This window comes from Planktotalea sp., assembly GCF_039984035.1.
In the GTDB taxonomy this organism is placed as follows: domain Bacteria; phylum Pseudomonadota; class Alphaproteobacteria; order Rhodobacterales; family Rhodobacteraceae; genus Planktotalea.
The window spans coordinates 1-13,266 of the sequence record NZ_JBDWVM010000053.1 but is presented as its reverse complement, the minus strand read 5'-3'; the positions used below and the strand labels follow the sequence as shown (position 1 = coordinate 13,266).

The following is a 13,266-nucleotide window of genomic DNA, read 5'->3' as shown; positions in this document are numbered from 1 at the left end:
AGTGCGGACAAGCCGATAACCAAAGATAGCCGCGCGCCGTAAAGGATCGACGAAATCATATCGCGACCCTGATCATCTGTTCCTAAGATGAACTTAGGGTTCGCGCCGTCCTCCCAAACGGGTGGCAATAGACCGTCAAACAGGCTGAACGACGACAGATCGTAGGGATTGACCAACGCAATCCATGGCGCACAAACGGCGCCTACAAAGATCATTACAGCGACGATGGCCGCAATAATCGCTGCGGGAGAATGCACGAAAAGCCACAGACCTTCGTATTTCTTCAAGAACGCGATCATGACACGTCCCTAATCCGCAAGCGCGGATCAATAGCCACGTAAAGCAGGTCAACAACAAGGTTCACCAATACGAAGAAGAATGCGATGACGACGAGATAAACACCCATGACTGGGATATCGACAAAGCGGATCGATTCAAGGAACAACAGCCCCATACCGGGCCATTGAAAGACGCTTTCCGTCACAATGGAAAAGGCGATGACACCGCCGAATTGCAGCCCGATGATTGTGATCACTGGCACCATCGTATTGGCAAGCGCATGTCTGTAGTGAAGGCTTGCCGTTGGCACACCGCGAGCCATGGCAAAACGGATGTAGTCAGATCGCATGACCTCCATCATCTCGGCACGGACAAGCCGCATCGTCAGGGTGAGTTGATAAACGCCAAGCGTAATCGCTGGCAGCAACAACGCGCGCCATCCATCGATTGTAAACAGGGAGCTTTCCCAGCCACCGATTTGAACCGTGCCGCCGCGCCCGAATGTGGGGAGCCAGCCCAGTTGCACACCAAAGATGAAAATCAGCATGATCCCGATCACGAACGTCGGGATCGACACCCCGACAAGGGTTGTCATCAATATGGATTGTGTCAGCACGCCTCGCGGCTTCAGCGCTGTGTAAACGCCTGCAGGGACGCCAACGAGAAGCGAAATAATCAACGCCACCACGCCGAGTTCCAATGTCGCGGGAATACGACTGGCAATCATTTCAGCCACAGGTTGGCGCGTGCGATAGGAAAACCCGAAATCACCTTGCAGCATATCCCCAGTGAAGCGGGTGAACTGATAGACAAAGGGATCGTTGAGGCCTAGTTCCTCACGTAGGCGTTCTTGATCTTCGACAGAGGTTTCGACACCGGTCATCTGGGTGATCGGGTCCCCAACGAAGCGGAACAAAGAAAATGCCAAAAAGGCGACGGCTAGCATCACAAAGACGGATTGAACCATCCGCTTTAAGATAAAATAAACCATCGCCTTTTTGCCTTATGCTCGGATCAATTCACCGTCACCCAGCGCAACATAAAGAAGTTATCCGCACGTTGTGTCAGGTCGACATTGTCCTTCGCAGCCCAGATCAGAGGCTGTGTATAAAGCGGAATGTAAGCGACTTCCTCTTGTGTGATTGCAACCACCTCATCGACCAAAGCTTGGCGCGCAGCGGGATCAATCTCTTGCTGGATTTGCGGCAGCAGCTCATCCACGCGTGCGTTGGAATACCCACCAAAGTTCCAAGAGCCGAGCTTTTTGTCGTTGTCTTGGCTGTGTAGCAAGAAGCGGATCGGGTGCTCCATGTCAAACGTGCCCGGTGACCAGCCCAAAAGATACATATCGAAGTCGTCAGCGCGCAGCTGTGGCCAGTAATCACGTACAGGACCAGTGCTGAGCTCAGCGTTCAGACCAACGGCCGCGAACATGGACGCTGCAGCACGGCATAGCGCTTCATCGTTGATGTAGCGATCATTCGGGCATTTCAGACCGAAGGAGAACCCATCGGCATACCCAGCTTCGGCAAGCAATGCCTTTGCGCGCTCAGGATCAAATGCAGGGCGATCTTGGTTCGCTTCAGAAAAACCTGAGATACCCGCAGGCACCAGCTGGCTTGCTCCTTCGATTTTGCCACGGAACAAGACACGGTCGATAGACGCGAGATCTAAGGCGTGAGCCGCCGCCAAACGCACGCGCGGGTCCGCGAACGGGTTCGCATCAGCTACGTCGGAAGAGTACAAAAGCGCTTCATGCTCATGGCCAAAGCCGAACATGATGACGCGGGTTTCTTCACCTTCCAGAACCTTAAATCCATCGCGCCCTTCGACTTGTGCAATGTCCTGCAACGGGATCGGCTGGATAAAGTCAATTTCGCCTGACAGGAGCGCAGCAAGGCCAGTGGCCGAGTTTCCGATGGGGGTAAACACAGCTTCGGTGACGTTGTGTCCGACCTCATCCCACCAGCTTCCATTGGGCGCAAGCGTCGTGCGCACGCCGGGATCGCGGCTGGCCAAAGTGAATGGACCCGTGCCGTTGACGTTCATCGTCGCGAAATTCTCGGCATCGCGTGCAGGCAGCGCTGCATCATTTGCTTCAGCCCAGCCTTTATCAAGGATCATGAAGTTCGCGATTGAATCAGGAAACAAAGGGTTTGGCGCAGTGGTGACAAAATCAATTGTGAAGTCATCTACGACACGCACGTCCGACACAGGCGCAAACCAAGAGCGCACATCGGCAGCTTCGTTAGAGGCACGTTGATAGGAAAACATCACGTCTTCAGAGGTAAAGGGCGAACCATCTTGGAATGTGACACCTTGGCGTAAAGTGAACCGCCATCCGTTTTCACCTTCGAGCGGGGCCCATGATGTGGCCAGCGAAGGCTCGATCGACATGTCTTGGCCGCGGCGCACGAGGCCTTCGTAGATGTTGTTCAAGAACGACAGAACCGGCGCTGAGTTTACAGCATGTGGGTCCATCGTTTGAGGGTCTGTGTTGGACGCCCAGCGAAATGTTTCAGCGGATGCGCCCAGTGCTGACATGCTCAGCGCGCCCCCGAGTAAAGCTAACTTTAGTGTTCTCATTTTTCTCTCCGTTGGTTTCAGCCGCCACAGTTATTTTAGCAGTCAATCACGCCCATCCAATTCGAGCAAGAGAGGATGGCCAATGAGCGTCCTGTCAGGCTTCGATTAGGCCCGCTGCGCAAAAAGTGACGGCACGTTTATTTCGCGCGTTCAACTTTTCCCCAAAACTTCGATTACAGTCTTAGAAACCGCCACACCGTTGTGCGCGAAAAACTGAGCAAAGCTAGGTCGATACAGATCAACCAGACCAGAGGCCACGGGAGAGATTTATGACGACACTTAAGGCCGAAAGTACGGCGATCATATCGGACGTTTGCGTGAAAGAGGGCGACGCCGTGTCCAAAGGGGCTGTTTTGCTCGTCACCGAATTGATGAAGATGCAGCACGAAATCCGCGCGCAGATTTCGGGTGTCGTTCAAACGGTTCATGTCGCTCCGAGTGATGAAGTCGAAAGTGGCACGCCTCTGATTACACTCGTACCGGGTGAGGTCGCTGCGAAAACATCTGCAGATCCAGACGCGGGGCGATTTGATTTGTCTGCTTATAACGCGCGTATGGCGCTTCTAGATGATAGCGCTCGACCAGATGCCGTTGCCAAGCGCCGCGCGCAAGGCGGACGTACCGCGCGTGAGAATATCGCCGATCTCTTTGATCCAGACAGTTTTCAAGAATACGGGGCCCTAGCCATTGCTGCGCAGCGCACAGAGCGACCCTTGGAAGAGCTACAAAGCCGCACCCAAGGGGATGGCATTATCTGCGGGATCGGAACCGTCAATGGCCGACGTGTTGCTGCGATGGTTGTGGATTACATGGTTATGGCAGGGACGCAGGGATACAATCATCACCGCAAGATGGACCGCCTGATCGAGGTGGCTGGGCGCGAGGGTCTGCCAATCGTTCTTTTTGCTGAGGGCGGCGGTGGGCGGCCCAATGACTACGACGTCGCGCCGCTGATGTCCGCTTGGCTCAATGTGACTTCCTTTAGTAATTTCGCCGCGCATAAGGGGCCGAAAATCGGGATTGCGCATGGTTTTTGTTTCGCCGGAAACGCGGCGCTGTTCGGTGTCTGCGATATTCGCATCGCGACGAAACAGAGTTGGGTCGGTATGGGCGGCCCTGCGATGATCGAGGGCGGAGGCCTTGGCAAAGTGGCTCCAAACGAGATCGGCCCGTCGGATGTTCAGGTGAAGACCGGACTTCTCGATCTTCTGCTCGAGGATGAAGCCGCCGCAACTGAAGCGACCAAGCAGATCCTAGGGTTGCCGCGCGCGCAGGCTTTTGCCGATGTTTCGAAAGAGCGGGACGAAAGCCTGCGACACATCGTGCCGAGCGATAGAAAGAAAGCCTATGACATGCGTGATGCGGTCTTGGCCGTCGCTGACCCGGGCAGTTTTCTTGAGGTTGGACAGGGTTTTGGGATCGGCGCGATTTGTGGATTTGCACGCGTCAAAGGCCGCGGGGTCGGCGTTTTTGCGAACAACCCTTTGCACCTCGGTGGCGCGATAGATGTGGACGCCGCCACCAAGGGCGCGCGTTTTCTGGAACTTTGCGATGCATGGAACATGCCGCTGCTCACGCTTTGCGATACGCCGGGTTTCATGGTTGGGCCGGATATCGAAGAGGCCGGGCAGGTGGCGCAAGTTTCCCGCCTCTTCGTCGCAGGCGCGCGGTTTTCGCAACCTCTAGTGACGATCATTTTGCGCAAGGGTTATGGACTTGGGGCAATGGCAATGGCCGGCGGTGGGTTCAGCCGCCCCGTTTATTGCTGCGCATGGCCAACGGGAGAGGTCGGAGCCATGGGTTTGGAAGGCGCGGTTCAGCTCGGCTATCGTGATCATCTCACCGCGATTGAAGACCCAAAGGTTCGGGAGGCTGAATACACGCGCCTCGTCGATGAGCTTTACGAACGTGGCTCTGCTTTGAACGCGGCAAGTCTTTTGGAATTTGACGCAGTGATCGACCCGAAAATGACACGGGATGTGATTGACCGAGCATTGTCACCGGATCGTGCAATAAGCTGAGAGGTCATAGATTGGCGAACGTCGGAGCTTACGACAAACCCGCCGCAGAGACTGCGGCGGGTTTTAGAGTTCAACAACAGCGGCGGTTAAGACGTGGTGTTCCAACCGCGACCGCGCGTACCGAACATTTCATAGCCTGTCTCCGTGACGGTCACAGTGTCCTCAAGCTTCACAAAGCCGCGCTCTGGGTGCTGCATGTGGGTTTCGATGGATAGAACCATACCTGCTTTGAGCGGGGCCTCTGCGTCGCGGCCATCGTATTTCACAGGGTGATTGGTCAACAGGAACGGCGCCTCGTGGCTGACAAGCCCCATGCCGTGCCCGAAGAAGTCGGTGTATTGCTTGTTCGGTTGGCGCGCGAGGGCGGCTTGACCGGCAGCGATAACCTCAGCGCCTGTGGTGCCTGCTTTGATCGTGTTGAAGGTCGATTGCTGGATTTCTTCGATTTCGCCAAGCAGATCGATCATTTGTTGATCAGGTTCGCCCAAGAACCCCATGCGGCAAATGTCACCGATATATCCATCAAGGTTGCCGCCTGAATCGATCGACATCAATTCACCCTCGGCCCAAGCCTGATCAGAGGCGGTCCGGTTGAAGCTGTTGCCGAGGGTCAGCAAGCAGTATTCGAAGTGCAAACCGCGTTTCACCTCTTCTTGGCGCAGGCGCTCGATGATTTCGTGCTTGGTGCTGCCCACGCCCGATGCGGCGATCGTGGCCTGCATGGAATCGGTGATGCGTTCTGACGCTTCGCGCAGCAGATCCAATTCAGCGGGTGTTTTTACGGCGCGCAGGTTTTGCATGACCGCTGTGACGTCGTGATAGCTGCAATCGGGCAGGGCGCCGCGCATGAGATCAAGCGCATCCGATGGCATGAAAGGCGCTTCAATGCCGATACGTCCTTTGTCAAAACCCATTTTGCCGAGATGTTCAATCGCTTGCGTCGCGCTGTCGTCCGATCGCCAAGACACAGGATAAATATGCGGTGCCCAAAGCGGGACGTTTTCAACTTCCCATTTTTCCATCGTATTGCCGATGTAAGCGGTCTGATCTTTCTGACCCTTTATGTAGATGAAGACAGGCAAGTAACGGCTGTGCCCGATGGCATCCATCGCAGAGAAAAACAGAAAGCTATAGCCGCCGAGCAGGTATTTTACGTTGTGCTTAGACGTGATCAGCATGGCGTCCAGATTGGCGTCATCCATCAGGGTATCAAGATGTTCAAAGGTGTAGTTCAACGCGCGCATTGCAGGGTCTCCAAGCCTAAGGGGATGTGATCAATTTCACATCGATATGTGTAACTGAGTCGTTTGGCACATAGCTTCAAGCGAGTTTTCCAAACTGGTCGGGCCAATTATCAGGGCTTCGTTCTGAAATGTCCATCGCTTTTCGGGCCGTGGCACGGAAGAAGCGAAATGAAAAATCAAAGTTTTTTGTAATATATGTGAGTTTATTCAGTATTTTTGCTGATTTTTGGCGGTTTTAAGCAGCAAAGAATGTCTTGACAGGTTCTTGTATCTGGTATTACCAAAAAGGGAGAAGAAAACTGCATACGGCGGATTTCGTCTTTTGTGCGCGCACGAAAACGGAAGAACCAAAGAGCAAATTGAAACGAAATCTGGGAGGATTTTTTATGAAGAAGACCGTTAGTGGCATGCTGGCTGGCGTTGCAATTGGTGCATTGTCTGCCTCATCGGCGCTCGCTGAAGATCTGGTGATCTTTTGGGCGGAATGGGACCCTGCAAACTATCTGCAAGAGCTTGTAAACGAGTATGAAGAAGAGACGGGCATTTCAGTGACCGTTGAAACGACGCCTTGGTCGGATTTTCAGACCAAAGCCTTCACAGAATTCAACGCACGCGGTAGCGCGTATGACATGATCGTGGGCGATAGCCAGTGGCTTGGCGCGGCGTCAGAAGGCGGTCACTACGTTGATCTGACGGACTTTTTCCAAAAGCATAACCTTGGCGAAGTCATGGCGCCCGCGACAGTGAAATACTACGCGGAATACCCTGGGAACTCTGGTAAGTTCTGGGCGATCCCAGCAGAGGGCGACGCTGTTGGTTGGTCCTATCGTAAAGATTGGTTTGAAGATCCTGCTGAAATGGCAGCCTTCAAGGAGAAGTACGGCTATGAACTTGCGCCGCCTGCCACATGGGCGCAGCTGACGGATATTTCCGAGTTCTTCCACCGTCCAGATGAGGACCGTTACGGCATCGCGATCTATACCGACAACAGCTATGACGCGATGGTCATGGGCGTTGAGAATGCGATCTTCTCTTACGGTGCTGAGCTAGGTGATTTTGAAACCTACGCGGTTGATGGCTTTGTAAACTCCGAAAAGGCAGTTGCAGCGCTTGAGAACTACAAGGAACTCTACAGCTACACGCCTCCGGGCTGGGCAAAGACCTTCTTTGTTGAGAACAACCAAGCGATCACCGAAGGCCTCGTGGCGATGTCCATGAACTACTTCGCCTTCTTCCCAGCACTGCTCAATGAGGCGACAAACCCGCATGCGGCCAACACTGGTTTCTTCGCGAACCCGGCAGGTCCAGACGGCGATCAGTTCGCGGCGCTTGGCGGGCAGGGCATCTCTGTTGTGGAATATTCCAACAACAAAGAGGCATCCATGGAGTTCCTTGAGTGGTTCATCAAAGACGAAACGCAAAAGCGTTGGGCAGAGCTCGGTGGCTACACTGCAAGCGCGGCCGTGCTGGAATCTGAAGAGTTCCGTAAAGCGACGCCATACAATGAAGCGTTCTATCAGACGATGTTCAAAGTGAAGGATTTCTGGGCCGTTCCAGAGTTTGCCGAGCTTCTGACATCTGCGAACCAGCGTCTCTATCCGTTCATCGTGGGCGGCGAAGGCACAGCGCAAGAAACGCTTGATGCTTTGGCGGCTGACTGGGAAGCGACCTTTGCGAAGTATGGCCGCGGCCAATAAGCTTTGTTGCTTTGAGTGCTAGGAAAGGGGCGCGCGTTCGCGCCCCTTTTATTCCAGACCACCTTGAAGATTTGAAGGAAGCATAAGAGTGCCCTCAGACGTCATCACCAAGCTTGATCCCAATTCCCGCGCTGCGGCAAAAGGGTTTAGCGATCTTACAATCCGGAACCTGTTTATCATTCCGACGATTGCCTTCCTGATCATCTTTAACATCTTCCCGCTGCTTTATTCATTGGCCTATTCCTTTACGGATTTCCGCGCCTCCACGCGCGCGCCTGCGAATTTTGTTGGCTTGCAAAACTACCGTGATTTGCTGAACGACCCGTTCATTTGGAAGAACTTTTCCATTACCGCAAAATACGTTCTGATTTCCGTGACAGGGCAAGTGATTGTAGGTTTTGGGCTTGCGATGCTGCTGAACCGCACGATCCCTGTAAAGGGCCTGATTACCACGCTGCTGCTCTTGCCGATGATGCTGTCGATGGCGGTTGTCGGCCTGTTTTGGAAGCTGCTTTATGATCCCAACTTCGGCATCATCAACCACTTCCTCGGCCTAGGTAAGTTCGAATGGCTCGCTGACCCTGATATGGCGCTCTATGCCATTGCAATCGTTGATATTTGGATGTGGTCGCCTTTTGTTATGCTGCTCTCCCTGGCCGGTCTCTCAGCGGTGCCTAAGCATCTATACGAAGCCGCCGAGATCGACCGTGCGGGCAGCATTTATACCTTCTTCCGCATCACCTTGCCGTTGGTTGCGCCGATCCTGATGATTGCGATCATTTTCCGCACGATGGAGGCCTTCAAGACCTTTGATTTGGCCTACGTTCTGTCGTCCCAGCCCAACACCGAACTGATTGCGATCCGGCTCTATAAGATGGCCTTCCAAGAATGGCAGACCGGCATGTCGAGCGCCTTTGCCTACATCGTTCTGATCATGGTTGTCGCGATCACTAATATTTACGTGAAATACCTCAATAAAGTGAAAGAACGCTAAAATGGCTGGTGTCCGTACCCCCCGCGAAAAATGGGTGAACCGCACAGCAATCGCTGCAGTGTTTATCGCTCTGATCATCATGCTGACGCCGATCTACTGGATCACAGCGACAGCGTTCAAACCACGTAACTTGGCGACAACAATCCCGCCAACGGTGGTCTTCACGCCAGAGGTGTCACCTTTCGTTAAGCTGTTCACCAAGCGCTCGCAATTGCGCGATCAACCGACCCAAGAAGAATATGATGCGGCCCCTTGGTGGGAGCAAATGGTCTTTGACGGCGGCGAAAAGGTCGTGCGCAACCGGAAGACGGGCGAGGTGCGCTCATCCGGTTATGGCGATCGGTTTAAGAACTCTCTGATCATCTCGATCATTTCCACCGTGCTCGCGGTGTCGATGGGCACGCTGACAGCCTACGGGTTCAGCCGCTTCAAGGTGAAGGGGGAGGATGATTGGCTGTTCTTCATCCTATCGACCCGCATGTTGCCGCCCGTGGTGGTCGCGATCCCAATGTTCCTGATGTACCGCGTCGTCGGATTGAACGACACGCATCTAGGCCTGATCATTCTCTATACGGCCTTCAACCTCAGCTTCGCGGTGTGGATCATGAAGGGCTTCATCGACGAAATCCCGAAGGAGTATGAAGAGGCGGCCCTCGTCGACGGATACACACGCATGCAAGCCTTTTTTAAGGTTGTGTTGCCCGAAGCGCTGACGGGCATGGCGGCAACCGCTGTCTTCTGTTTCATCACCGCATGGAACGAATATGCTTTCGCGCTGATCATGACGAACCGCAACGCGCAAACAGCGCCGCCCTATATCCCAAGCCAAGTGGGCAGTGGCCTGCCGGATTGGACCGTCATCGCGGCTGGAACGCTCTTGTTCCTGATCCCTGTCGCCATCTTCACATTCCTTCTGCGCAATCACTTGCTGCGCGGCATGTCATTCGGAGCCATCCGCAAATGAGTTTTCGTTCCCTCAACCAACGCGTTCTCGCGCCATTGGCTCAAAGCGTCATGATCTTTGGCATCATCTCTCTGTGCCAACCTTGGAGCCTGTTTCTTCATAAATTCGGGGTCACGATGACGCTGTTTGGTCTGATCGCCTTCATGATCACGTCCAAAATCGCGCCAGATGCTGCTCCAGAAGACGATGAAGATGATAATGACCAAAATGATCGGGGCGTTGTCTAATGGCGCAAATTGAAATGATTAATGTCCAAAAGTTCTTTGGGCAAAACCAGGTTCTCAAGGACTTGCACCTGACGATTGAGGACGGTGAATTCGTTGTTATGTTGGGCCAGTCGGGGGGCGGTAAAACAACCGCTCTGCGCGCAATTGCTGGTTTGGAAACAGTGACGTCTGGGAAAATTCTGATTGACGGTGTTGAGGTGCAAGACCGCAAAGCTGCGGATCGCGATATTGCTTTTGTGTTTCAATCGTTCTCGCTCTACCCGCATATGACTGTGCGTGAAAACATCGCCTTTCCCTTGCGCGCGGTGCGTATGGACGGGGCAGAGCGAGACGCTGCAGTGAATGAAACAGCCGAAACGCTGCAGATTTCCCAACACCTTGATAGCAAACCCTCCGCGCTCTCTGGTGGCGATATGCAGCGCGTTGCAATTGGCCGCGCGTTGGTGCGTCGCCCGCAAGCCTTGTTGATGGATGAACCGCTTGGCGTGCTCGATTCCAAGCTGCGCGAACAGATGCGCGCAGAGATCAAACGCCTGCACATCGCCCGCGGCTCCACGTCTGTCTACGTCACCCACGATCAGATCGAGGCGATGAGCCTCGCGGATCGTATCGTCATTTTGCATGACGGTGTGCTGCAACAGGTTGGATCACCCGACGACGTTTATCTGAACCCCACGAACCTGTTTGTGGCAAAGTTTGTCGGTTCACCGATCATGAATATCGCGGATATTTCGATTGAAGGCACTCACGCCACATTGGCGGGAGGCGGTGGTTTTGCGCTGGACGAAAATTTGCTGTCAGGTCTACGCAAAACCACCGAAGGCGTGAAGCTTGGCATTCGCCCAGAAGCCGTGCTCATCGCAGATCAGCAAACACAAGGGTACGTCGAAGCTGTGAGCACCAATATCGAACCGTTGGGCAGTCATGACATTGTCGATGTGCGGCTCGGCGACACCGTCCTGCGCGCGCGCACAGAGAGCGGATTTGTCGGCGGCGAGGGGCAGTCCGTTTGGGTTGGCCTTGACGCCTCTCAAGCGCACTTCTTTGATAACAAAACAGAATTGAACCTGCGGGGAGCGGTCTAATGGCTGATATTACGCTTCAAGCGATCTCAAAAAAATTCGGATCGAACACGGCGCTTCGTGGTGTGGATTTGGATATCAAAGACGGTGAATTTTTTGTTCTTCTGGGTCAAACCGGCGCTGGTAAAACAACGACTTTGCGGGTGATTGCAGGGTTGGAAAAACCGGATGCGGGCCAAATCCTTATCGATGGTGAAGACGCAACATCGTGGAATGCAGCCGAACGCGACGTGGCTTTGGTGCTACAACAATATTCGCTCTATCCACGTCTGACGGTACGCGGCAACCTTGAATTTCCACTGAAATCGCGCACCCAGAATTTCACACCTGAACAGATCAAAGAACGCGTTGAACGCGCTGCTGAAACGCTGCAAATCACGCGTTTACTGGATCGTAAGGTTGAAAAGCTTTCGGGCGGCGAAATGCAGCGTGTGTCCATCGGACGCGCGATTGTGCGAGAGCCTCGTGTGTTCCTCATGGATGAACCGCTCTCGGCGCTCGATGCAAATCTGCGGGACGTACTACGGGTAGAGCTGAAGAAACTGCACCACGATCTTGGCGCGACCTTTGTGTTTGTGACCCACGATCAGGTCGAGGCCATGTCCATGGGCGATAAAATTGGCGTTTTGGATAAGGGACGGTTGGTTCAGGTCGGAACGCCGGATGAGATCTATTCCAAGCCTCTCAACACCTTTGTCGCACGCTCTGTTGGTACGCCGCAAATGAACTTGCTGGATGGCGTGCTTGCGGGCAATTCTGCACAGCTGATGTCTGTTGCAACGTTGCCTTTGGCTGAACCAATTGGCGAGGACGGTCAAAAGCTTCGTTTTGGTATTCGCCCTGAGAACGTTGTGGTGTCCGATGATGGCCCCGTCGAGGCGCGGGTGTTTGACGTGGAAAACCACGGGGTGATCAAAATCATTACGCTGGAATTTGGCGGCATGCACGTCCATGCAACGGTGTCTGCGAAAATGAAGGTGGCGATCGATGATACGCTTCGCTTTGGTTGGAAACCTGAAAAGGTGCTGTATTTCGATCCAGAAACAGGTCGCAATCTCGCGCTTTAGTCGCGCGAGATTGTATCAGGAGAACCGCGCTCGGTAGTCGTTCCAGACGTCCGGATTACAGAAGTTTTCGGGCTGTTTTCCAGACAGAATAAGCCGCGTTTCAGATACAACACCTTGGCCCATGCGAAGCATGCTTTCTTCAGTGATTCCAGCCATATGCGGCGTTAAGATAATGTTTGAAAGCGCAAGGAATGGATGCGTGGGTGGCAAAGGTTGTTCGCTAAACACATCAATAGCTGCACCGCCCAAATGACCTGATTGCAACGCATCACTTAACGCATCTTCGTCCGTCACGGGGCCGCGCGCGACGTTGATAACGATCGCGCCGGGCTTCATTTTGGTTATCGCGTCGCGGCTTAATATGCCACGCGTTTGATCGGTCAAGGGACAGGACAGTACCAAAACATCCGAGCGTTTGATCAAATCCTCAAAGGAGACCGCAGAAATGCCATCGGGCAAATTCGCTGGCGTTCGCGTATGTGCGATGACAGGGCAGCCAAAGCCGAGCCGTGCAATGTTTGCGATTTGGCGACCAACATTGCCAACGCCCAAAATGCCCACGGTTCTGCCTGATAACTCGCGCCCGTCATTGGAATGCGCTCGGCCCGCTTCCCAGCCGGTGCCGCGCAGATCGGCGTTCACAGCGGGGTATTTACGAAGCAGCGCAAGGGTGGACCAAATCGCATGTTCGGCAACGGTGGTCGCGTTGGCACCTGGAACGTTCGCCACCAATACGCCCGCTTGCGTGGCTGTCTCCATCGGGATCATGTCCAAACCAGCCCCATGGCGGACACAGGCGATTAGGCCAGTCTCGCGCTCAATAATTTCAGGTGCGATTTTGGCGCGCACGACAATGATGTTTGCGCCTTTGCTCTCTGCATCAATGGCCTCTGGCGTCGGGGCAGTGGCTACGCGATATTCGCCAAGCTGCGAGAGCTGTTCAGTGATCTCAGGGTGCAGCACATGGGTCGAGAAAATGATCTTGGAGCTGGTCATGCGCACCTCTTATTTATTTGGTTTGGCGCTCGTATCTTCCAGTAGTTCGGTCCAATAACTCATCGCGCCGCGCAGGTGCGAATTCATCAATGCCATGGAAAGGGCGCCA

The 13,266-nt window shown here is 54.0% G+C and carries 11 protein-coding genes and 1 pseudogene; 7 read left to right on the top strand and 5 right to left on the bottom strand.

The window, feature by feature from the left end:
• The 3 genes and pseudogenes from ABJQ89_RS02395 to ABJQ89_RS02385 all read right to left on the bottom strand — a co-directional run.
• A pseudogene (locus ABJQ89_RS02395) lies at window positions 1-299 on the bottom strand (ABC transporter permease); the annotation flags it as partial.
• Window positions 296-1,270 carry an ABC transporter permease gene (locus ABJQ89_RS02390; protein ID WP_348494675.1) on the bottom strand — a complete coding sequence of 325 codons (975 nt, stop codon included), beginning with the start codon at window positions 1,268-1,270 and terminating at the stop codon, window positions 296-298. The pseudogene ABJQ89_RS02395 and the gene ABJQ89_RS02390, both read right to left, overlap by 4 nt.
• A 23-nt stretch (window positions 1,271-1,293) precedes the next feature.
• A complete protein-coding gene (locus ABJQ89_RS02385; RefSeq protein WP_348494674.1) occupies window positions 1,294-2,865 on the bottom strand; it encodes an ABC transporter substrate-binding protein in 1,572 nt (523 codons plus the stop codon).
• A 269-nt stretch (window positions 2,866-3,134) separates the two neighbouring features.
• Here ABJQ89_RS02385 and ABJQ89_RS02380 point away from each other — a divergent pair, with 269 nt between their 5' ends.
• Window positions 3,135-4,886 carry a carboxyl transferase domain-containing protein gene (locus ABJQ89_RS02380; protein WP_348494673.1) on the top strand — a complete coding sequence of 584 codons (1,752 nt, stop codon included), beginning with the start codon at window positions 3,135-3,137 and terminating at the stop codon, window positions 4,884-4,886.
• An 86-nt stretch (window positions 4,887-4,972) separates the two neighbouring features.
• Here ABJQ89_RS02380 and ABJQ89_RS02375 read toward each other — a convergent pair whose 3' ends face one another.
• Window positions 4,973-6,130, bottom strand: coding sequence for a Xaa-Pro peptidase family protein (locus tag ABJQ89_RS02375; RefSeq protein ID WP_348494672.1), 1,158 nt, complete (start codon window positions 6,128-6,130; stop codon window positions 4,973-4,975).
• Window positions 6,131-6,516: 386 nt separating this feature from the next.
• Between ABJQ89_RS02375 and ABJQ89_RS02370 the strand changes: the two genes are divergently transcribed.
• The 6 genes from ABJQ89_RS02370 (at window position 6,517) to ABJQ89_RS02345 (ending at window position 12,161) form a co-directional block, all read left to right on the top strand.
• Window positions 6,517-7,827, top strand: coding sequence for an extracellular solute-binding protein (locus tag ABJQ89_RS02370; RefSeq protein ID WP_348494671.1), 1,311 nt, complete (start codon window positions 6,517-6,519; stop codon window positions 7,825-7,827).
• 88 nt (window positions 7,828-7,915) lie between these two features.
• On the top strand, window positions 7,916-8,821 hold the full coding sequence (locus ABJQ89_RS02365) for a sugar ABC transporter permease (RefSeq protein ID WP_348494670.1): 906 nt from the start codon (window positions 7,916-7,918) through the stop codon (window positions 8,819-8,821).
• 1 nt (window position 8,822) lies between these two features.
• Window positions 8,823-9,785 (top strand): carbohydrate ABC transporter permease, encoded by a 963-nt coding sequence (locus ABJQ89_RS02360; protein WP_348494669.1) that lies wholly within the window; start codon window positions 8,823-8,825, stop codon window positions 9,783-9,785.
• Entirely contained in the window at window positions 9,782-10,012 is a 231-nt protein-coding gene (locus ABJQ89_RS02355; RefSeq protein ID WP_348494668.1) for a hypothetical protein, read from the top strand. The genes ABJQ89_RS02360 and ABJQ89_RS02355 overlap by 4 nt, the downstream gene beginning before the upstream one ends.
• Window positions 10,012-11,097 carry an ABC transporter ATP-binding protein gene (locus ABJQ89_RS02350; RefSeq protein ID WP_348494667.1) on the top strand — a complete coding sequence of 362 codons (1,086 nt, stop codon included), beginning with the start codon at window positions 10,012-10,014 and terminating at the stop codon, window positions 11,095-11,097. Before ABJQ89_RS02355 ends, ABJQ89_RS02350 begins: the two co-directional genes overlap by 1 nt.
• Entirely contained in the window at window positions 11,097-12,161 is a 1,065-nt protein-coding gene (locus ABJQ89_RS02345; RefSeq protein WP_348494666.1) for an ABC transporter ATP-binding protein, read from the top strand. Before ABJQ89_RS02350 ends, ABJQ89_RS02345 begins: the two co-directional genes overlap by 1 nt.
• Before the next feature lie 15 nt (window positions 12,162-12,176).
• Here ABJQ89_RS02345 and ABJQ89_RS02340 read toward each other — a convergent pair whose 3' ends face one another.
• A complete protein-coding gene (locus ABJQ89_RS02340; RefSeq protein WP_348494665.1) occupies window positions 12,177-13,157 on the bottom strand; it encodes an NAD(P)-dependent oxidoreductase in 981 nt (326 codons plus the stop codon).
• Window positions 13,158-13,266: the final 109 nt, after the last annotated feature.